The following is a 21608-nucleotide window of genomic DNA, read 5'->3' as shown; positions in this document are numbered from 1 at the left end:
CTTCCTGTCTGGCTAAAGCGCATCAATCCACATGCTTGTTGCCGCGCCGGTCTTCAGGCGTGTTGGCGTAAAAGGCGCGTTTTTCTTCGTACATCAACAAGTCGGCGTGCTGCACGGTAGCTTCCAGCCGTTCACCTCTATGACAAGTGGCCACGCCGATCGAGAAGCTCAGTTGCGCGCCCGGATAAAACTGGTTATTCATATCGATCAAATGCCGGATGCTTTCTACCATTGCCGCGCCGCCGCGCTCATCCACGCCGGGCAACAGCAAGGCGAATTCATCGCCGCCGATGCGCGCAGCGTATTGCGGCGCCTCCACCGCTTTGGCAAACACCTCGCCCGCCCGGCGCAAAATGGCATCGCCACTGGCATGGCCTAGCTGGTCGTTAATGCTTTTCAGGCCGTTCAGATCAGCAATGATCACCGTAACCGGGAACGGGCCTTTGCGCTCCAGCCGGTTCAGCTCATCAATGTAGAAAGAGCGATTGCGCAGTTTGGTCAGCACGTCGTGTTTGCCGAGGAACTCCAGATACGCTTCGGCTTTTTTGCGGGCGGTGATGTCGGTCAGCGCCACCAACACCAAATCCCAATTCTGCTCGTGGCCAGGCAGCACGGAAAACTGCAGATGCACGTTCACCACGTTGCCTTCCAGCGAGTAATTGATGACTTCGCGCTGCTGAAACAGTTTGTTGTCCCACAGATCAATCAATTGCTCGCGAAAATGCGGGCGCATGTCATCGCGAAACACATCGCGCAGACGGCTCAACAAGGTCTTTTTGTCCGGCGCGCAGAACATTTGCAAGGTGTGCTGGTTAACATCGATCACATGGATTTCTTCCATGCAGCGCTCGACAAATTCCGGGTGTACGTCGGTGAATACCCGCAAATCCGAAATGCCTTGAGCGCGGATTTCATCGATCAGCGTTTTGACCGAGCTGAAATCTTCTACCCACAGCGATACCGGTGAGTGCTCAAACAAACCGCGAGCGTATTGCGCGCCGACCGCGACCCGATGCCGCGCGCGCTCCAGTTCGGTGATGTCTTCCACCGCGACCAGCACCCGATCCCAATTTTGTTCGTGGCCGGGCAATACCGTGCCGCGCAGCAATACGTCCAGCCGCCGTCCGCTGAGCGTGTAATTGACCGTCTGGCTCAAGAACTGCAACTGGCCGGACCAGAGCTGGATCAGTTCTTCCAGGTGTTCTTTGAGCATGTCGTCGCGAAACACCCGATCCAGCCCGCCGATCAGTTGTTCCACGTTTTCTGCCTCAAACAAAGTCAGCGTTTTGCGGTTGACCTTGACCACCCGAATGCACACCGAGCATTGCGCAACGCGGCTCGGGTCTTCGCGAAAGAACTCGCGCAGGTCAGTTACGCCCTCTTCGCGCCAGCGGGCAAACAGCGCACGCAAGTCGCTGTAGTCTTCCAGCCACAGCGAAACCGGCGCCAGTTCAAACATTTCGGCATCGTCACTGGCGGCAACCGTGCCGGCGCGTGTCATGTTGGTGCTGAGAGGGTTTTCCGACATGGCACACCTTTGTTTTATGTTGCCGTCATTCTAGAGAGTTATACGGTCGAAGAAAAACCGGTGTGTCAGTAGATTGGCGTTTATCCGCAAACATCAATAAAAAAATCCGGCGGAATGTCCGCCGGATTTTATTTGGAACACGAACAACATCAAGCGCCAGGTTACTGACCCAGATCGCTCACAAAGCGGTTGGTAAACGACAGATTGCTCTGACCGTTGGTACCGGCAACATCGCGATCAAACGACCAGTAGTGCACACCTGCCAAGCCGTTCTGAATCACGAAGGTCGACATCACGTCAGTATCAGCCAGCGTGAAGGTTTCGCCCGATGTGTCGTTCGCGGCAATCATGGGTGTCAGTTCAATCTGGTTGTACGGCAGCTTGTAGAAGTTATGCAGATCCATCGCGGCCTGGATCGCAGACTGACCCATTTCGCACTTGCCTGCACTCACCACACACACGCCATTGGATGCCGGATTGCCGTAATCCATCACCATCAGGTTGACCGTGTAGTTGGTCAGTCCCAGGTTCTTGATGGCGTTCATGACCATGATGCCTTCGTCACCCAGCGGATTAGGCGAGCTGGCACCCATATCCGTCGCAACGGTGGCACCGGACGGGCTGGTTGCCAAGGTAGCGATGGTGAAGCTGAAGCGCAGGCCAGGCCACGTCTTTTGCGCGGTAATCACGCGTTGAACCAGGGCGTTGATTTGGGCTTGGGTTTGACCGGCTTCAATATCGAAGTCCACGCCGATCATGTTGGCCGAGTAGTAGTTGTTGATGAAGGTGGTAAAGCCTGCATCCGTGGCGCAGCTGAAGACGCCTGCAGCACCGCCGGTGGACACCACATACTTCTTGCCCGCGCCGGTAAACATCGGCACGTTGGTGGCAGAGAAGGTGGCTGGCAGCATACCGGCCAGGTTTTCACCGACCGGGCTTGGCGAAGTGGAACCGCACTCGCCAGTCACAAAGGCCCAGGTCAGTGTCGACAAGTTGGACGGCATGGCGCTGGTGACATTCACAACCGTGCCAGCTGCATTCTTGCTACGCATGCCATCGGTGTTCCAGTCTGTATTGACGGTGACGTCTTTGTACGGGCTATCGATGAACTTGGGCGCTGTACCGCTTGGTGTCGGTGCGGGCGTTGGCGTTGGCGTCGGTGACGGTGTCGGTGTGGGTGTCGGTGTGGGTGTCGGTGTGGGTGTCGGTGTGGGTGTCGGTGTGGGTGTCGGTGTGGGTGTCGGTGTGGGTGTCGGTGTGGGCGTCGGTGTCGGTGTCGGTGTCGGTGTCGGCGTCGGTGTCGGTGTCGGCGTCCCGCTGGTACACGCACCGTTCGAGGTCCACGGTTGGCCGGTACCGCTACCGCCGTTGTTGGTATCCGGCTCCTGGTTCTGGGTCCACCAGTTGGCGGTGTAATTCACCCCGGCGAAGCTGGCTTTGTTACCGCCAACATAAGCGGTAGTGGCATTCCAGGCAGTCGAACAAGCCGGGGTCGCAGAAAATGCAAATGAGGTTGCCAATACGGCAGGCAGGACGGCCAAGGCCATCCGGTTGATGCGTAGCATGAAAATCTCCATCCAGTTAGTTGGTATTTGCTATCGAACGGACGCTTTTGCGTCTCTGGGTCGCGAAATGCTGCCTGCTCGCAGGCAGGTTCCGTGCGGTTGACAGATATGCGCCGGGTTTGTAAGGAATTCGGCGTGCTGCCATTAACCGCGACCCACCGGACGGCGTCAATGCCAGCCATGACAGGGCTTTTTGGGGGCAAGCAGACCACATGCAGATGGAGAAATTGCGCGTTGCTACGCCATAGAATCGGCAACCCGCATTCAGACACGGGCCGATACAAACATACCAACGTGACCGAAAATGACTGAATTGCCGAGCAATAGAACCACTTGGGTTTGGTGTGCCGAATATCGGCTACCGATGGCGGCAAAAACCGGAGAGAAGTTGCTGATTTTGCAACACTTTTGTTAGCAACCAAACCGTACCCGGCTAGTTACCCAAACCGGCTAACAACCGTGTCAGAGCATTGAGCGCATCATCCGGCGCAGCATCAATCTGGGCCCGCACAATGGCACCATCAACCGCCTGGGCAGCGGCTTGGGCATCGGCCAGACGCGATGGTGTATCCGGCAGCAAAGCGGCAATCGCCAGCGTCATCGCCGCTTTGTGTTCACGCGCGATCTCCACTGCATCGGGCAAGCTGCCGCCCAGTTCCACTACCGTGTTGATAAAGGCACAACCGCGATAATCAGCACTGCCCAGCCATTCGGCCAGCGTGGGGACCAGCGCGGCCACGCCAGTGCTCGCGCCGCCGTGACGCTGCAATGCGGCCGTAAACCAGGCTAGCCAATGCTCGTGGCGGTATGCCAGAAAAGCCCGGATCAGCTCATTCTTGCTGGGATAGTGCCGGTAGAACGTCACCTTGGTGACGCCGGATTCCGCGATGACCCGATCAATGCCGGTGGCTCTGATGCCCTCTTGGTAAAACAAGGCATAAGCCGTGAGCAAGATGCGTTCTTTGGCGGGTAGCGCTTCGCGCTCTGCCGCCGCAACGGGTGCCAGCATCGTGACAATGTCAGTGTTGTTGGGCGTATCCATAGCTGGCGAGTGTAGACAGATCTGTCTACACCGTCTAGAGTTGCGAGCATGTAGACAGACTTGTCTACATAATTGTATGCCTCAATTCATCGCCAAGGAATTCTCATGGAAAATCGCCCACCCCTGCCGCCGTTCACCCTGGAAACCGCCATCGCCAAAGTGCGGCTTGCCGAAGATGGCTGGAACAGTCGTGACCCCCAGCGCGTGGTACTTGCGTACAGCGAAGACACCCGCTGGCGCAACCGTAACGAATTCCTCGTTGGCCGTGCCGCTGCGCAAGCTTTGCTGGAACGCAAGTGGGCACGAGAACTGGATTACCGCTTGATCAAGGAAGTCTGGGCCTTTGGCGGCCCACGCATCGCCGTGCGCTTTGCCTATGAATGGCATGACGATTCCGGCCAGTGGTTTCGCAGCTACGGCAATGAAAATTGGGAATTCAACGCCGCCGGCCTGATGACCCATCGCCACGCCAGCATTAACGACGTCGCCATTGAAGAAAGTGAACGGCAATTTCACTGGCCGCTGGGCCGCCGCCCGGACGATCATCCCGGTTTAAGCGACCTTGGGTGTTAAGCCTGCCTTTGAAACAGTTGCAAATCGAGGATTCATGTTGGTGTAACAAAGCCAGGCTAAATTGCGCCCTGATTACTTTTTTCAGAGTACTCATCTCTCCAGTCTGGAAGTCCACAATTTGAAAGCTCCGCATTTGCGGGGCTTTTTTTTTGCGTGCGTGACAACGCCTGCGGCACTCATAAAGCACTTGAAGTTGAAGCTGCCACACCGGTCTCGACCCCCTCCTCCCATTCCCTTGTTAAACTACCCCCTACCTTGCTGCTGCCACCGGAAACCCGAATTCCATCCATGACCCACCCCATTCCCCCCGGCCTGCTGGTTCTACACGGCAATCGCCTCGAACTGCTGCGTGATGCCGTTTTTCAGTGGATCAGCCAGCAGCCGCTCAACCCGCTGGAAGAAGCCATATTCCTCGTGCAGAGCAACAGCATCGCCGAGTGGCTGAAGATGTCGCTGGCTGAGCAAACGGGGATTTGCGCAGCAGCAGCGGTGCAATTGCCAGCGCGCTTTCTGTGGCAGGGATATCGGCAGATGCTGGGCAAGCAGGCCGTGCCGCCCGTGTCGCCACTAGACAAAGCGCCGCTGGCGTGGCGTTTGATGCGCATTTTGCCCGCCCTGCCGCTTGAGCCAAGCTTCGCGCCGTTGCAACGCTTTATGCAAGATGGTGATCCGGCCCGGCGCTGGCAACTCGCCGAAAAACTGGCTGATTTGTATGACCAATATCAGGTCTACCGCGCGGATTGGCTGGCCGATTGGGCTGCGGGCAAAGACACGCTGCGCCGCGCCAACGGCCAGATCGACACTTTGACCGACGACCAACGCTGGCAAGCCGCGTTATGGCGGGCAATTCTGGCCGACGTGCCTGAAGAAACCCGTGCCACCAGTCGCGATGCCATTCACCGCCAGTTTGTCAGTTTGCTGGAGGCGGGCGTCGCCCCTGCCGTACCGTTGCCGCGCCGCGTGGTGCTGTTTGGCGTGTCCACCCTGCCAATGCAAACGCTGGAAGCACTCGCTGCGCTGTCGCAACAATGCCAGGTGATTCTGGCGGTGCCCAATCCGTGCCAGTTTCACTGGGGCGACATCATGGATGGCCGCGAGTTGTTGCGCGCAGCCCGCCGCCGTCATCCCTTACGCGATGGCCGTGATCTGGGGCTGATTGATCTGGATACCATGCACGTGCACAGCAACCCGCTGCTGGCCAGTTGGGGGCGTCAGGGCCGGGACTTTGTGCGCATGCTGGATGAATTCGACGATGCCGCCGCTGCCCGCGAGCGTTTCAACGCGCCGCGCATTGACCTGTTTGATGACGAAACCGGCCAAACCATCCTGGCGCAACTACAAGCGCAAGTGCGCGATCTGGAACCGTTGCCGCAACCGCAGGATCGGCTGGCGGTCGCAGCGGATGATCGTTCCATCGTTTTTCACATTGCCCACAGCGCCCAGCGCGAAGTGGAAATCCTGCACGACCAGTTGTTGAAACTGTTCGCCGCCGCCACTCCCGCGCAACCGCTATCGCCGCGCGATGTGGTGGTGATGGTGCCGGATATCGAAACCTTTGCCCCGGCAATCCGCGCCGTGTTTGGTCAATATGGCAATCGCGACGAACGCACTATTCCGTGGCTGATTGCCGACCAGAAAAATCGCGGTATCAATCCGGTACTCAAGGCCATGGAGTGGCTGCTGCGCCTGCCCGAGCAACGCTGCCGCCTGAGCGAGATTCGCGATCTGCTGGACGTACCGGCACTGGCCCAGCGCTTCGGGCTGGCGGAATCCGATCTGGCGCGCCTGGCGCAATGGAGCAGTGGCGCGGGCGTGCGCTGGGGTTTGTCCGCCGGGCAACGCGCACAGCTGGATCTGGCTGCCTGTGGCGAGCAAAACAGCTGGCTGTTCGGGCTGCGCCGCATGTTGCTCGGTTATGCCAGCGGTAACGACGCCACCTTTGCCGGAATAGAACCGTATGCCGAAGTCGGCGGGCTGGACGCTGCGCTGGCCGGGTCACTCGCCACTCTGGTCGCCGCGTTGCTCAAATGGAGCAGCGCACTTACCCAGGCTTTGACGCCTGATCAATGGAGCGATACCGGCCGGGCGCTGCTGGCCGATTTTTTCGCACCCGATAACGAAGCGGATCGCCTCACCCTCATTGCGCTGGAAAGCGCCCTGCAGCGCTGGCTGGAAGCGTGCGATACCGCGCAATTTACCGATACCGTGCCACTGGCCGTGCTGCGCGAAGCCTGGCTGGGCAATGTCGACGAACCCACGCTCAACCAGCGTTTTCTGGCAGGTGGCGTTACCTTCTGCACGCTGATGCCAATGCGCGCCATTCCGTTCAAAGTGGTGTGCCTGTTGGGCATGAACGATGGCGATTACCCGCGTCAGGCCAATCGCACCGATTTTGACTTGATCAGCCAGCCCGGCCAATACCGGCCCGGTGATCGCTCGCGGCGCGATGATGACCGCTATCTGATGCTGGAAGCCGTGCTGGCCGCCCGTCATACGCTCTACATCAGCTGGACTGGCCGCAATGCGCGCGATAACAGCGAGCAGCCGCCATCGGTATTGGTATCGCAATTGCGCGATTATCTGCGGGCCGGCTGGCAAGACGGTGTGATTGAACGCCTGACCACTGAACACCCGCTGCAACCCTTCAGCCGCCGCTATTTTGAAGGCGGCGAACTGCTGACTTACGCCCGCGAATGGCGTGCTGCGCATCAAGCCGTTACGCCACGGCGCGATCAGACCCTGGCGCCGTTTGAACCCACGCCCGAGTTCCGGTTAACCCTGCCGCTGCTGGCCGAATTTTTGCGCAATCCGGTGAAAACGTTCTTCCGCCAGCGGCTCAACGTGGTGTTCGATCAGCTCGATATCGCGCAGGAAGACGAAGAACCCTTTGTGCTGAATGGGCTGGAACAATATCAGCTGGTGCAAACCATGTTGGCCTCCGCCGACACGGCAGACCTTGGCGATGCGCCGCATCTGGCCGCGTTGATCGACAACCATGCCGAGCGCATTACCCGCACCGGCCGCTTGCCGATTGGCCCCATGGGTAAACGCACTCGCGACGCACTGGCGGCACAGGTCACCCCGGCCTGGCAGCAATGGTTGCTGCAACTTGAGGCATGGCCCGCCGCCGGGGAAAAAGTCCGGCTGCATTTTGAACATGCTAGCTTGCAAGTCGAAGACTGGCTTGACGGTTTGCGTCAGCAAGGCCATGCCCGCGCCTGGTTGCAACTCGACCCTGGCGTGCTTTGCAAAGACGGCCAGCCGCGTGCCGAAAAACTGATCCTGCCGTGGGTACGACAACTGGTGGCTGCCGCTTGCGGTGAAGCCATTACCGGCATCATTGTCAGTCGCGATGCTGTGCTGACACTGGGCCAGCCAGAACAACAAGACGCTATCGATACCCTTGAGCACGTCCTCGCTGCCTGGCAACAAGGCATGGCTGAACCGCTACCGTTTGCCGGTAAAACCGCGCTGGCCGCAGTCTCGGAAAATGGCAAGCCGTGGCAAGTTTATGAGGGTGGCATGTTCTCTCCCGCCGAGCGCGACGAACCTTGCCTGGCACGCACCTGGCCCGATTATGAAAGCCTGATCGCCGATGGCCGTTTTGCCACGCTGGCCACGGAGTTGTTTGCGCCTCTGCAGCAATGGATCACCGAACAAGTCGGCACCGTCACGCATGACGCCAGCGCCACCGATGAGGAGACCGCTGATGAGTAACCCGACGCCGCTGCAAGCCCTCTCTTTCCCGCTGTGGGGCAGCCGCCTGATTGAAGCCAGCGCGGGTACCGGCAAGACCTGGACCATCGCCGCGCTATACGTGCGGCTGGTGCTGGGGCATGGCGCGGGCAACGCTTTTGCCCGGCCATTGTTGCCCTCCGAAATCCTGGTCATGACCTTTACCCGCGCCGCTACGCGCGAGTTGTCTGACCGTATCCGTGCCCGCTTGCTGGAAGCCGCCCGCTGTTTTCGTGGAGAACAACAACCTGCCGCGCACGATGATTTTTTGCGCGAAGTGCTGGCAGATTATGTCGATGACACCGCTCGCAGCCGCGCCGCGTTACGCCTGGCCACCGCCGCAGAAATGATGGATGAAGCCGCAGTGCACACTATTGACGCCTGGTGCCAGCGCATGTTGCGCGAGCACGCGTTTGATAGCGGCAATCTGTTCAATGAAGAACTGGTGCAGAACGAAGATGAACTACGGCTGGAAGCCACACGCGATTACTGGCGCGAGCACGTTTACCAGCTTGGCCAGGCAGGCGTTGAAGCTGTGCTGTCGGTCGCGGCCTCACCGCAAGGATTGGCCGACAAGCTGCGTAGCGTACTGGCACTGGAAAGCCGCCCCACTCCACCTACAGACTTCTTCGCGCAACTGGAAACCGCAGCCCATGCCTTGCAGCAGCTCGAAAATGCCGCGCGCGAATCGTGGCGCAATCATCTAACCAATCTGGAACAAAGCTGGCTGGGTGCGTTTGAAGCGGGCTGGCTCAACAAGGCGCGTTACAACCACGCCAACACGCCATTTACGCAGCGGCTGCAAGTGATCCGCGACTGGGCAAGCAACGGCAAGCAAACCCATAAAGACTTGCGCAAATGGCTGCGGTTGTTTACGCCGGATGGCTGGGTATTCACCAAAGCGGGCGAGATTGATGGCCCAAGGCGGCTGACTCATCCGGTGGCAAATCACATTCTGGATTGGCTGGATGCCGCCGACAAATTCGCCGCCACTCGCGCCGATTTGATCCTGCATGCCACGCAATGGGTGGAGTTACGGCTAGCGCATCTGAAACAACAGGCTGGGGTATTCGGCTTTGCCGATATGCTGCAACGGCTGGACCACGCATTGTCTGGCCCCAACGGTGCAGCGCTGCGCGAACGCATCGTCACGCAATATCCGGTGGCGATGGTGGACGAATTCCAGGACACCTCGCCCATCCAGTACCGGATTTTTGACCAGCTTTATCACACCGCAGCCAACGACCCGGCCAGCGGTTTGTTTCTGATTGGCGACCCCAAGCAATCTATTTACGGCTTTCGTGGCGCGGATATTTACAGCTACCTGGCCGCCCGCACCGCCACCGCCGGACGGCACTATGTGCTGACCACCAATTACCGTTCGACCAAAGCGCTAGTCCGCGCGGCCAACCGTTTGTTTTTGCATGCCGAGCAAAACCCGCAACTGGCTGGCGCATTTCGTTATCGCCAGAACGGCGTTAACCCGGTGCCGTTTGAGGCAGTAGGCGCGCAAGGACGTAGCGACCAGTTTGTGACGGGCGCCGGTGCAGCATCCGCGCTCACGCTTTGGCATGGTCAGCAGCTACTCAATGGCACAGCCTACCAACGGCATTTTGCTGAACTGACCGCCGAACACATCGTGGGTCTGTTGAATGACCCACAAGCCGGGTTCGCCTCCGCCAACGGCCTGCAACGCCTGCAGCCCGCCGATATCGCCATTCTGGTACGCACCGGCAAAGAAGCCGCCGTTGTCCGCCGCGCCTTGCAAGTGCGCGGCGTGCCCAGCGTTTATCTGTCGGATAAAGACTCGGTATTCGAAAGTGGCGAAGCGGCTGATTTGTTGCGCTGGCTGGCCGCGGTCGCCAATCCGCTGGATGGTCGCAGCGCCCGCGCCGCTTATGCCACGCCCACAGCCGGGTTGTCTCTGGCCGAGTTGTCGCAACTGGCAGTGGACGACATCGCCTGGGAAACCCGCGTTGAAGAACTCAAGGCGCTCAAGCTGACCTGGCAACGCCAAGGTGTGCTGGCCATGTTGCGCCAGACCTTGCATCAGCTGGATTTACCGGCACGATTGTTGGGTGAAATTGGTGGTGAGCGGCGGCTAACCAATCTGCTGCATCTGGCCGAGTTGCTGCAAACCGCCAGCCAGTTGGTAGAAGGCGAACAAGCGTTGATCCGCTGGCTGGCCGAGCAGATTGCCGGGCTGGGCGAAGGCGGCGACGAACGTATTGTGCGGCTGGAAAGCGATGCCGAACTGGTCAAGGTCGTCACCGTGCATAAATCCAAGGGGCTGGAATACCCGCTGGTGTTTCTGCCGTTTGCGTGTACTTTCCGCCAGGTCGACAAGCGCAACCGTACGCTGGTGGAATATGTGGATGATCTGGGCCAGCGCCAGGTAGATTTCTCCTTGGGCGACGAAGCCATGCAGCGCGCAGAAGAAGCCCGCCTGCAAGAAGATCTGCGCCTGTTTTATGTGGCCGTTACCCGCGCCCGCCATGCTTTGTGGCTAGGCACCAGCGCGTTGGTGGTTGGCAATGGCAAGAAATCGCAACTGGATAAAAGCGCGCTGGGCTATCTGATCGCGGGCGGGCAAATGCTGGCAGAGACCGATCTGGCGGCGAAACTGGCGGAACTGAAAGCCGAGTGCGCCGACCTGGCCCTGCAAACTGTGCCCGATACGGATACCGCTTTGCCGCGCACCATCCTGCAACAACGGGCCGAGATTACCGAGTTGCCGCAAGCGCCGCACTATCATGGCCAGTTTGATACGAGCTGGAATATCGCCAGTTTCTCGTCGCTGATTCGTGACCTGCAAAGCTGGCAGCATGTCGCGATCCCGGCAGCAGAAACCGCGCAAGCCGAAACACTGAGCGAAGCGCCGGACGAAGCCCCCGCCACGCAGGTCGACGACGCGCCGTGGCATCGCTTTCCACGTGGCGCACTGCCCGGCACGTTGCTGCACGACCAACTGGAATGGCTGGCCAGTGAAGGCTTTGATCTCGTCTTGAGTGACAACTTTGCCCAACGGCTGGGCCGCCGCTGCGAACGGCTGGGTTGGGCCAATCGCAAAGAGGACGTGATCGCCTGGCTCAAAGAAACCACGCTCACGCCGCTGCTTCCAATTAACGTACCGCTGCTGGAACTGGACCAGATCATGCCGGAAATGGAGTTCTGGTTCCCTAGCGAACAACTGGCCAGCAGCACGGTCGACGCCTTGTGCCGCGAGCATCTGCTAGACCACGCACCACGGCCCAAACTGGCCGAGCGCGAGCTGCATGGCATGGTCAAAGGTTATGCCGATCTGGTGTTCGAACAGGACGGGCGTTACTGGGTGCTCGACTACAAATCCAACGCGCTGGGCGCGGGCGATGCCGACTACCACGCCACTGCGTTGCAACAGGCCATGGCGACGCATCGTTACGACGTGCAGGCGGCGATCTACATGCTGGCACTGCATCGCTTACTGCGTCAGCGGCTTGGGGTGAACTACAACCCGGCGCAACATCTGGGTGGGGCCATTTATCTGTTTCTGCGCGGCATTAAAGGGCCGGAACGCGGTTGTTATGTGGTCCCGCCCAATATCGCCCTGCTGGATGCGCTGGATGCCGCTTTGGGCGAGGTGCACGCATGAGCCGCCACACTGATACCTTGAGTGGTGATCTGTTTGCCGATACGCCAGCCACGCAGCACGCCGCCACGCTCAGCCAGGCCGATTTGCTCCAGCGACTGGATGCCTGGGCGGAACAAGGCTGGCTACGACGGCTGGATGCCGCCTTCGCCCGCTTCTTGAGCGAGCTGGAACCCGCCACCAGCAACATCACCTTGCTGGCTGCCGCGCTCGCCGCGCATATGGAAGGTCGCGGCCATACATGTCTGTTGCTGGATGAGTTGCTTGCCGGCGCCGCCACATTGCTCGGCTGGCCAGCCATTGCACTGGCGGAGATCGATAGCGTGCTGCACGGCCTGCCCGCCAGCCTGGCGCAATGGCAGGCTAGCTTAAACGGCAGCAACCTGGTTGCCCAAGCGTTGGGCGCGGATAACGCACCATTGCTGCTGGTCGGCTGCCGCCTGTATCTGCGCCGCTATTTCGATTACGAACGTCGTGTCGCCAACAGCATTCGCAGCCGCACCCAAAGCCTGGCCGCGGTGGACAGCACGCGCTTGCGCAGTTGGCTGGATCGATTATTTGTTACTCCCGCAGCCGGTCAGCACGAACCCGATTGGCAAAAGGTGGCTTGTGCCGTGGCCACGCGCGGGCAACTGGCGATCATCACTGGCGGGCCTGGTACCGGCAAGACCTACACCGTGGCGCGCCTGCTGGCCCTGTTGTTTGCCACCGCCGACGACGCCGACAAGCTGCGCATCGCGCTGGCCGCGCCCACAGGCAAGGCGGCGGCGCGGCTCAAGCAATCCATCGACAAAGCACTGGACGGTTTGCAGCAAAACCTGGGCGACGAACTGCCGCTTAAAACGCTGGCCGACCGCATGGGTGCCGCCCGTACGCTGCATGGCTTGCTCGGCGCCCGCCCGGATACCCGCAAGCTCAAACATCACGCGGGCAATCCGCTGGATATTGATGTGCTGATCGTCGACGAAGCCTCAATGATCCATCTGGAAATGATGGCGGCGTTACTGGACGCCCTGCCCGCTCACGCCCGCGTCATTTTGTTGGGCGATAAAGATCAACTGGCCTCGGTTGAGGCTGGCGCAGTGATGGGCGATTTGTGCCGCGATGCCGAAGCAGGCCATTACACGACAGACACCGCCACATTCGTAACCGCTGCCACCGGCGAAACCTTGCCCGCGAAATATATCGAGCCCGGCAACGCGCTGGCCCAGCAAACGGTGATGCTGCGCGTCAGCCGCCGCTTTGGCGGGCCGATTGGTCAATTGGCGCTAGCCGTGAACGCGGGCGAGATCACCCAGGCATTGACGACACTGCAGACGCCCGTCGGGCCGGACCTGCAATGGCTCAATCGCGCCCATCCTCAGGATATTGTCGCGCTGGCACTGTGCGGCCGCGAAGGTGCACCCGGTGGCTATCGCAGTTATCTGGAGCTCGTTGCATCACCGCAATTGAGCGACGCCGCTAGTCACGATGTCTGGGTCAAACAAGTGCTCACGGCGTTTGATCGCTTCCGCATCCTGTGCGCTTTACGCGACGGCGATTGGGGCGTTGCCGGGTTGAATCGCACCATTGAACAGGCGCTGGCAGAAGAAAAGCTACTGCGCAAAACCGGTGAATGGTACGCCGGCCGTCCGGTGATGGTGACCCGCAATGACTACAGCACCAACGTCTTCAACGGCGACATCGGCATCGCCCTGCCGCCACCCGCCGGCCAAAGTGCGCTGCGCGTGTATTTTCTGGATGGCGACACCGTGCGCTCAGTCCTCGCCAGCCGCTTGGCAGATGTCGAGACCGCATTTGCCATGACCGTACACAAATCGCAGGGCTCCGAATTTGAACACACCGTGCTGGTACTACCCGTCGACGGTGGCCAGATCCTGACCCGCGAGCTGGTCTACACCGGCATCACCCGCGCCCGCGAGCGCTTTACGTTGGTAACACCGGGGCAGCAGGCATTTGAAACCGCTGTTGCCCGCAAGACAAAACGGGCGAGTGGGTTGGCACAGGCGTTGGTGGGTGGGGAGATGTGATGCCCAGAGCGTCAGTGCCTTCGGCCCGGTGGTGAAAGGTGAATTGAAAAGCACATCGTTTGTTTGCGAATTGCTTCTGTTTATGTTCTTTCGCAGTTGTAAATCGCCATTGCACTGAATTCCTGCCAAGGGAGCGATGGCGAACGTAGCCGCTGGATTCCCGCCAAGGGGGCCGCCCAGGCCGGGAATGACGAGGTAGTATTGATGCCGAAGGTATCTGCTGTTGCTCTTAGCTCCCCTCTTTTGGAAGAGGGGCGGGGGGAGATGGCTGCAATATGGAGTTCACCACCGCTGCCAAATCCACCCAAAACCCAATCTCCCCTAACCCCTCTTTGGAAAAGAGGGGCATCGCATCGCCGTTACTTCCAGGCTCATCATCCATGCTCACCACGCCGACCGAGAGCCGGAGACCCAGGCTCCGGGCCGACCGAGGGCACGCAGGGTGCGCGTAGACCATCTTGGCAAACAGACGGTTCTTCCCCCTGCAACCGCATTCGAAGCATTTTGCATCGTTGTGGGGGTGCCCCCGATGGGCACGGCTTTTGACTTTGGGCCCCGCCGACGCTCGCGCCCGGGTCGCCTTTTGCTATCCCGCTCTACGGGACTTTGGGTTACCTTTCTTTGGCGACGCAAGTTGCACGATTAGTGTCTTTTGCATATGAAACGTGCCCCCGATCACCACCGGGTATCAAACGCTTTTCACTCGCGCCGTAGGCACAAACAAAACAAGCTTTTGAAGCTGAAACCCAATCCGCAACGGCGGGTTGCACCCGCCTTACAAAAACGCGTCTCATCGCAACTGCTGCCACGGTGGATAATCGCCCCGCGCCAAATCCCCTTCCAAATCGCCAGCCAAAAACAACCTCAACACTCCACCACATTCACCGGCACCTCAACAATATTGATCGCCAACCCACCTCTCGCCGTTTCCTTGTACTTGGTATTCATATCCCGCCCGGTATCGCGCATGGTGCGGATCACCCGATCCAGCGAAATAAAGTGACTGCCATCTCCCCGCAATGCCATCCGTGCCGCGTTAATGGCTTTGATTGACGCCATGGCGTTGCGCTCAATGCATGGCACCTGCACCAGTCCGCCCACCGGGTCGCAAGTCAGTCCCAAGTTGTGTTCCATACCAATCTCGGCGGCGTTTTCAACCTGCTGCGGCGTACCTCCCAGCACTTCAGCCAAAGCGCCAGCGGCCATAGAACAGGCAGAACCCACCTCACCCTGACAACCCACTTCGGCCCCGGAAATGGACGCATTCAGCTTGAACAAAATGCCAATCGCTCCCGCCGTCAGCATAAAACGCACGATGCCATCTTCATTCGCGCCGGGCACAAAGCGTATGTAGTAATGCATGACTGCGGGGATGATGCCGGCGGCGCCGTTGGTGGGGGCCGTTACCACCCGGCCACCGGCGGCGTTTTCTTCATTCACCGCCAGCGCGTACAGGTTGACCCAATCCATAACCGTAAGTGGGTCGCGCAGACCAGCCTCAGGCGTGGCCAGCAGTTTGCGTTGCAGTTCGGCGGCGCGGCGTTTCACTTTCATGCCTCCGGGCAGGATGCCTTCGCGCTCGCAGCCACGGCGCACACAGGCTTGCATGACTTGCCAGATATTCAGCAAGTCGTGGCGCACGGTGGCCTCGTCGCGCCAGGTGAGTTCGTTTTCCAGCATGATCTGGCTGATCGACTTTTGCTCCGATTCGCACAGTGCCAGCAACTCGGCGGCAGTGGCAAAACGGTGGCGCATGTGGGTTACGTCAGGTGGCGCAAAACCGGCATCAATGGCCGCTTCATCAACTACAAAACCACCACCCACCGAAAAATACGCGCGCCGCGACAACACCTGCCCAGCGACGTCGGAAGCTTCGAAGATCATGCCGTTTGGATGAAATGGCAGTGTTTTGCGCTTGTGCAGCGTCAGATGCTCGGGTTCGCGAAAAGCCACCGCGTGCGTGCCCAACACCAGCAGTTGCTGGCTGCTGCGAATCGCCGCTACCTGCGCGGCGACCTGATCGACATCCACTGTATCCGGCTCGGCGCCGCTCAAGCCCAGTAGCACGGCAATATCCGAACCGTGACCTTTGCCGGTTGCGCCGAGTGAGCCGAACAGTTCGGCGCGCACGCTAGTCACCTGGTCGAGCAAACTATCTTTGGCCAGCCGCAGGGCAAATTGCCGGGCGGCGCGCATGGGGCCAACCGTGTGTGAACTGGATGGGCCGATGCCCACTTTGAAGAGGTCGAACACGCTGATTGCCATAAGCACCTTCTCTGACTGGCCGGGCTAATCGTCAGGCCAGCGTACTGTGCTGAATCGGGCGGCGGGAGCGGTGGGATTGTGGCGCGCAAAGCGCAATGGCACCAAAGCAAGAGCCCATCCGTATCCAGCCGGATGTTGCCCCCTCTGTCCTTGGTGCCTGAGAGATTGCGGCACCCGCTATGGGCGCCTTGCTTCCTTCGGCGGGGTCATGCGACCCACTCTCCAGAGAGCCCTATGGCAGCACAGTTCTTTTGCCTGAGAGTTTTCAGGGCGATACCCCTTCGGCGCCACCAGCGGTGGTCTCTCCTGCGCAGCTGTCAGAGCTGAGGGCAATGTAGAGAGATGGCAATGGCATGTCAATCAGGGTTCTACGCCATGATCGGTCGCTGCGACATTCGCGCCAACTGCCTTGGCAGGAACAGAGTTTGCCGACATTGCGCGCTTGCATGGCGGTAACGTCAGCGATCAAAGCGCCAGGCCTATACTGGCTCGGCCCATCCAAACCAGAAACAGGAAAGCACCATGCCTACCTTGCAAGAACGCCTCGGTTTTCAAGCCAGTGATCGTCTATTGGTTACGCACGCGGACGATATCGGCATGTGCCAGGCTACCGTCAGCGCATGGCGCTCGCTGGTAGAGATCGGCACCCTGACTTCCGCCTCGACCATGGTGCCTTGTAGCTGGTTTCCATATGCGGCCCGCACGGCCAAAGAGCTGGGTGCAGCCGCTGATCTGGGCGTGCATCTGACGCTCAATTGCGAGTGGACTGACTATCGCTGGAGTGCGCTCACCACCAGCGATCCAGCCAGTGGCTTGCTGGATGCTCACGGTTATCTGCATTCGCTGGCGCGCCCGACCCACCAGTCGGCCAACGTAGATGCCGCACGCAAAGAACTGACCGCGCAAATCGAGCGTGCCGCCGCTTTCGGGATCGATATCACGCATGTGGATAGCCACATGCTGACGTTGTATCACCCCAAACTGATGCCGATCTACCTGGAACTAGCCGCCCAAAATGGCGTGCCACCGCTGATTGCAGATATCGATGCCGGGCAGGTTGCCCAGATGTGCGTGATTCCGCTGGAAGAAGCGGCAGAGGTGGTCGCTCAATACCGGGCGGCGGCAGGCAAAGTTGTGTTGGTCGCCAGCGTGATGGGCTTGCCGTTCAACAAGCAGCTTGAGCATTCAGAACGACTGGCATTTGCCTGCGACTGGCTCGATAGCCGTGGCGCAGGCGTGCACGTGCTGGTTTGCCATCCCGCCGACGATACGCCAGAGCTGCGCACCATTGCCGCCCGGGACTTCCGCACCCGTCTGGCGGATCGCGAGCTACTGGGCAGTGCGGCATTGCGTAGCGCCATTGACGAACGCGGTTTCAAGCTGATTGGCATGCGTGCCCTGCGTGAAGCACTGTCGGCTGATTGAACTCAGTCGGCATGCCCAAGCGCAAAAAAAAGACCGCAGCGAGGGTCAGCAACCCGCTTGCGGCCTGAGGCGTCACACTACAACACCAGTTCCCAGGGAAGTACGCAACGTGCGGCCAACAGTACGCACGGTCCAACAAAAAATCGGGTAAGTCGTTTGTCCTGACATTGACTCAAACAAAAGCCGAGTCACAAAGTTACTGCACGCCACAACCCGAAGGTGGCACGCCTTGCGGTGCGGAGCCGTCACGCGGGGGCGGGCGATGGCCCTCTTTACCACCCGGCGGCGGACCATCCGGAGGGCCGTCGCCATTGTCGCCATCCATCCCGGGTGGCGGCCGTCGATGTTGCTTGTGCCCATTACCACTGCCTTGCTCACCGGCCTGCCCCGGTGGTGCGCTGCACTGGCCAGCCGGTGCCGAAGCGCTCAAGTCTGTGTCCAGCAAAGAAGGTGGCGGTACACCGTCAGCCGCCCACGCCATCAGGGCCAAGCCAGAAAAAACCACCGCCAAAGCCAGCGCGGGTATGCGTTGTTTGTTCCCCATAAACCACTACTCCTGCGCAGTGTCTGTCACCCAAATGGTGAAGAGGCGCTGACAATAGCATGGTGGTTTAGCGGTAAATGAATGGCTGTGTATTGGTGTTTGTAGCAGCGGGCGACCTTTGTAGCCGCCGGTTTCAGGGCATGCTGCGGATACCTTGAGCTACAAATTTCCTGCCGATCCCCACGGTTGCGTCGTCCAAAAAACAAAACCCCGGTGGGCCGGGGTTTTGTCATCAGAAACAGATAAACACAACGTTTTACTTCAGGTAAGCCTCGGCCAGCGCCGCCCACATGGTCGCGCCAGGGGTCAGGCACCCATCGTTAAAGTCATACCCCGGATTGTGGATCATGCACGACCCGGCGCCATCGCCGTTCCCGATAAAGAAATAACAGCCATTGGGGTTGGCTTCGAGCATATAGGCAAAGTCTTCGCTGCCCATCAATGGCCGGGCACCGTAATGCGCGGCCTCGTCGCCAAATACGCTGGCGGCCACACCGTGGGCAAAGCGCGTCTGGGTTTCGTCGTTGATCAACACGGGTGTGCCGTGCTGCGTCTCTATGCTGGCCGTTGCACCAAAACTTTGCGCCTGCAAGCGCACCACATCGCCAATCCGTTCCAGCAAGGTTTTGCGGACCTGGCGATCCAGCGCCCGCACGCTCAGTTTCATGATGGCCTGGCCGGGAATCACGTTGGCAACATCACCCGCCTGGATCGAACCCACGGTGATGACTGCGGCCTGCTGGGTATCAATATTGCGCGACACAATGGTTTGCAGCGCAAGCGTAATGCTGGCCGCCACTACCACCGGATCAACCGTGGTGTGTGGCAAAGCGCCATGGCCGCCGCGCCCGGTGATGGTAACCAGCAAACTGTCGGCCGAGGCCATGAAGGCACCGCTGCGAAAGTAAAACTGGCCCACCGGCAAGCCGGGCATGTTGTGCATGCCAAATAGCGCATCGCACGGAAATCGGTCAAACAGGCCAGCCTGGACCATGCTCTCTGCCCCGCCCAGTGCTTCTTCTGCGGGCTGAAAGATCAGATTGAGCGTGCCGTTGAATGCGCGGGTTTGCGCCAGATAACGGGCGGCGCCGAGCAACATGGTGGTATGGCCATCATGACCACAGGCATGCATGCGGTTTGGCACCTGACTCGACCACGGCTTGGCCGACGCTTCATGAATCGGCAAGGCATCCATATCGGCGCGCAAGCCCAGTGTCTTGCTGACGGTACCGGCCTTGAGCACACCCACTACGCCGGTTTTGGCCAGGCCGCGATGCACCTCGTAGCCCCAGCTGGCCAGCTTGCTGGCAACCAGATCACTGGTTTGTACTTCTTCAAAGCCCAGTTCCGGATGGCGATGAATGGTGCGGCGGATTTCGATCAATTCGGGTTCAAAAGAACGGATGGATTGCAGCATGGCAGCCCCGATAAATTGGTTGCGTAGCCTTGCATCGTACCGCAGGCAGCGACGGGTGCAACCGGATTCGCCAGGCAACACGGCGCGCCCGGCAGGCACTCAGCGCGAACGCCCGCCCCGCAGTGACCAGCTCAGCAGCCCGAGCACAATTGCCCCTACCGCACACAACAATGCGGCCAGCCACTGATCGACAAAGCGGTCCAGCTGCGCATGCGACGGGTTATCGGCCCAATACCGTACGGTAACGGCCTGCCCGGCTTGCAATTGCGGTGAATCTGACGCCACCAGCGACACAAAATGAACCACCGCTCCGCTGGGCGTTGTAAAGGAGACTTCGGGTGTATACACGGAGGATTTGCGGGTACCGGCGTTGGCCGTGCTCTGGCTGCGGTTTTGCTCCAGCAATTGCACCACCTTGCCTTGGGTAGTCACCGAGCCTTGCAAAAACTGGTATTGCCGACCGGCCAGCACAATCGCCGCTACCAGCAGCACCAGTGCGCCCAGCTTCAGCAGCCCGGCCAAGCGCCGCTGGCCGGATTGAGTCGGATTAGAAGTGTAGTCCTGCATGGCGGCAAACTCGGGCAAAAAAGATGCCGTGCAGTCTACCGCAGACTGTCATCCGCCATTCAATGGCGTTGGCGGGCGGGATCGATAAAATCCGCTCAACCAATGTGACAGTGCACAGGCCAGCATTGCCACCAGTCCCAGGTAAAGCATGCTCAGATTGCGCAACTCGCCCGGGTAGCAGAACAGCAAAAACAGCGGCACGTTGATAACCAGCGCCAGCTGGATTTGTCGGCGCATAGCCGTAGGCAAACGCTTGAAGCCGCTACGCACCAGCAACACCACCAACAGGATATTGATGATATTGAAGCCACGCGGCGCCAGCATGCCGTACTGGAATTCAAACTGTCCGTAATGGCGGAAACGCCGGAAATACTCGATATGGTCGCTCAGATGAAACTCCACCATGCCGCCAGGGTTGCCGATATAACGTGATTTCACCCACCAGTACGCAACGCCGCTGGCCAGTACGGCCACACTCAACCAGCCCGCCGAACGGCGCCAGCCAAAGCGCGCCACCAGCACCGGATAAAGCGTGACCAGAAAAAAGAAGAATGACTCTTTGTTATACGTAGCTACCGGTGCCAGCAAGATCAGCCAGTATGGCATCTGGGTTAATGCGATCCAGCTGGCCAGAGCAAAGAAAAACAACTCGGTAAAGTCGTAGAAGTTGCCGCCCACGGTGAGGAATATCGGGAAAGCGAGCACAAAGATCAGGGCCGCCAGAGCCGAAGCCACCTTATCTGAGGTCAGATGCGTGCCAATGCGCCACAGCAACAAGGCCGCGCCAAAAAAAGCCAGCAAAGACAATACGTAGATGCAGTAAAACGTCAGCAGCATCTCCGGGGCTTCTGCTGTTGCCGCAATGGGCGAGGCATAGTGCAAACCGAGATTACCGTTTTGCAGTGCCTGCAACAGGTAACCATGAATGGACCCCGGCATATGGCCATCCAGCCAGCTTGCCAGCTCCGGCAGTAAACGACGGTAAACCCACGGACGGCGGGCTGTACCTTCGATCATTTGCTGCAGCATGCAATCGCCACTTTCGGTGGTACCGCAGAATCCCCATTTGGCGAAGAAACTGCTGTACGCGGCGGCGGAGCACACAAAAAACAGCAGCAACACTGGCAACCCGGCCAGCGCAGTGCTGACCGTACGCCACATCGAGCGCAATGGATTTGCCGGCACCGAGCCGAGCACGGCAGTGTTCTTTAGCACGACATTGCCCCCTTTGTTGTTGCTTTTATTGACGGTTGAAGGTTGTCTGGTTCTGCCAGCCGGTTCCACAGGCC

Annotated in this window: 13 protein-coding genes and 1 riboswitch; of the genes, 5 read left to right on the top strand and 8 right to left on the bottom strand. The window is 59.5% G+C overall.

Translation table 11 applies throughout. From position 1 onward, the window contains the following. Positions 1–22: 22 nt before the first annotated feature. The 3 genes from N7220_RS17215 to N7220_RS17205 form a co-directional block, all read right to left on the bottom strand. Positions 23–1528, bottom strand: a complete 1506-nt coding sequence (locus tag N7220_RS17215) for a sensor domain-containing diguanylate cyclase (protein ID WP_283148753.1) — start codon at positions 1526–1528, stop codon at positions 23–25. 161 nt (positions 1529–1689) lie between these two features. Continuing rightward, positions 1690–3093, bottom strand: a complete 1404-nt coding sequence (locus N7220_RS17210; protein ID WP_283148752.1) for a carbohydrate-binding protein — start codon at positions 3091–3093, stop codon at positions 1690–1692. A 433-nt stretch (positions 3094–3526) separates the two neighbouring features. Then, on the bottom strand, positions 3527–4102 hold the full coding sequence (locus N7220_RS17205; RefSeq protein WP_283148751.1) for a TetR/AcrR family transcriptional regulator: 576 nt from the start codon (positions 4100–4102) through the stop codon (positions 3527–3529). A gap of 138 nt (positions 4103–4240) precedes the next feature. Between N7220_RS17205 and N7220_RS17200 the strand changes: the two genes are divergently transcribed. From N7220_RS17200 to recD, 4 genes are all read left to right on the top strand, one after another. After that, positions 4241–4708, top strand: coding sequence for a nuclear transport factor 2 family protein (locus N7220_RS17200; RefSeq protein WP_283148750.1), 468 nt, complete (start codon positions 4241–4243; stop codon positions 4706–4708). A 288-nt stretch (positions 4709–4996) separates the two neighbouring features. Further along, entirely contained in the window at positions 4997–8425 is a 3429-nt protein-coding gene (recC, locus tag N7220_RS17195) for an exodeoxyribonuclease V subunit gamma (protein WP_283148749.1), read from the top strand. After that, positions 8418–12074 carry an exodeoxyribonuclease V subunit beta gene (gene recB, locus N7220_RS17190; protein WP_283148748.1) on the top strand — a complete coding sequence of 1219 codons (3657 nt, stop codon included), beginning with the start codon at positions 8418–8420 and terminating at the stop codon, positions 12072–12074. The genes recC and recB overlap by 8 nt, the downstream gene beginning before the upstream one ends. Continuing rightward, complete coding sequence (gene recD / locus N7220_RS17185; protein ID WP_283148747.1) at positions 12071–14101, top strand: exodeoxyribonuclease V subunit alpha; 2031 nt, start codon at positions 12071–12073, stop codon at positions 14099–14101. The genes recB and recD overlap by 4 nt, the downstream gene beginning before the upstream one ends. 864 nt (positions 14102–14965) lie before the next feature. On the opposite strand, the gene N7220_RS17180 is transcribed toward recD, so the two are convergent. Further along, entirely contained in the window at positions 14966–16366 is a 1401-nt protein-coding gene (locus N7220_RS17180) for an L-serine ammonia-lyase (RefSeq protein WP_283148746.1), read from the bottom strand. Positions 16367–16599: 233 nt separating this feature from the next. Further along, a riboswitch (glycine riboswitch) is annotated at positions 16600–16685 on the bottom strand. Between the two features lie 203 nt (positions 16686–16888). Between N7220_RS17180 and N7220_RS17175 the strand changes: the two genes are divergently transcribed. Next, positions 16889–17791 carry a ChbG/HpnK family deacetylase gene (locus N7220_RS17175; RefSeq protein WP_283148745.1) on the top strand — a complete coding sequence of 301 codons (903 nt, stop codon included), beginning with the start codon at positions 16889–16891 and terminating at the stop codon, positions 17789–17791. Between the two features lie 196 nt (positions 17792–17987). On the opposite strand, the gene N7220_RS17170 is transcribed toward N7220_RS17175, so the two are convergent. From N7220_RS17170 to N7220_RS17155, 4 genes are all read right to left on the bottom strand, one after another. After that, on the bottom strand, positions 17988–18335 hold the full coding sequence (locus tag N7220_RS17170; protein WP_283148744.1) for a hypothetical protein: 348 nt from the start codon (positions 18333–18335) through the stop codon (positions 17988–17990). Positions 18336–18591: 256 nt separating this feature from the next. Beyond that, entirely contained in the window at positions 18592–19752 is a 1161-nt protein-coding gene (locus tag N7220_RS17165; RefSeq protein ID WP_283148743.1) for a M20 aminoacylase family protein, read from the bottom strand. A gap of 99 nt (positions 19753–19851) precedes the next feature. After that, a complete protein-coding gene (locus N7220_RS17160; protein WP_283148742.1) occupies positions 19852–20319 on the bottom strand; it encodes a DUF3592 domain-containing protein in 468 nt (155 codons plus the stop codon). Positions 20320–20367: 48 nt separating this feature from the next. Beyond that, positions 20368–21534 (bottom strand): hypothetical protein, encoded by a 1167-nt coding sequence (locus tag N7220_RS17155; protein WP_283148741.1) that lies wholly within the window; start codon positions 21532–21534, stop codon positions 20368–20370. Between the last annotated feature and the right edge of the window lie 74 nt (positions 21535–21608).

The organism is Silvimonas soli, from assembly GCF_030035605.1.
GTDB classification, from domain to species: Bacteria; Pseudomonadota; Gammaproteobacteria; order Burkholderiales; family Chitinibacteraceae; genus Silvimonas; species Silvimonas soli.
Note: the sequence above shows the minus strand (reverse complement) of the source record. Positions and strands in the feature narration are given on the sequence as shown.

What these genes read in the sequence shown, in the direction of transcription:
- N7220_RS17215 (WP_283148753.1), bottom strand. Translation starts at nt 1,528, where the DNA reads ATGTCGGAAAACCCTCTCAGCACCAACATGACACGCGCCGGCACGGTT.
- N7220_RS17210 (WP_283148752.1), bottom strand. Translation starts at nt 3,093, where the DNA reads ATGCTACGCATCAACCGGATGGCCTTGGCCGTCCTGCCTGCCGTATTG.
- N7220_RS17205 (WP_283148751.1), bottom strand. Translation starts at nt 4,102, where the DNA reads ATGCTGGCACCCGTTGCGGCGGCAGAGCGCGAAGCGCTACCCGCCAAA.
- N7220_RS17200 (WP_283148750.1), top strand. Translation starts at nt 4,241, where the DNA reads ATGGAAAATCGCCCACCCCTGCCGCCGTTCACCCTGGAAACCGCCATC.
- recC (WP_283148749.1), top strand. Translation starts at nt 4,997, where the DNA reads ATGACCCACCCCATTCCCCCCGGCCTGCTGGTTCTACACGGCAATCGC.
- recB (WP_283148748.1), top strand. Translation starts at nt 8,418, where the DNA reads ATGAGTAACCCGACGCCGCTGCAAGCCCTCTCTTTCCCGCTGTGGGGC.
- recD (WP_283148747.1), top strand. Translation starts at nt 12,071, where the DNA reads ATGAGCCGCCACACTGATACCTTGAGTGGTGATCTGTTTGCCGATACG.
- N7220_RS17180 (WP_283148746.1), bottom strand. Translation starts at nt 16,366, where the DNA reads ATGGCAATCAGCGTGTTCGACCTCTTCAAAGTGGGCATCGGCCCATCC.
- N7220_RS17175 (WP_283148745.1), top strand. Translation starts at nt 16,889, where the DNA reads ATGCCTACCTTGCAAGAACGCCTCGGTTTTCAAGCCAGTGATCGTCTA.
- N7220_RS17170 (WP_283148744.1), bottom strand. Translation starts at nt 18,335, where the DNA reads ATGGGGAACAAACAACGCATACCCGCGCTGGCTTTGGCGGTGGTTTTT.
- N7220_RS17165 (WP_283148743.1), bottom strand. Translation starts at nt 19,752, where the DNA reads ATGCTGCAATCCATCCGTTCTTTTGAACCCGAATTGATCGAAATCCGC.
- N7220_RS17160 (WP_283148742.1), bottom strand. Translation starts at nt 20,319, where the DNA reads ATGCAGGACTACACTTCTAATCCGACTCAATCCGGCCAGCGGCGCTTG.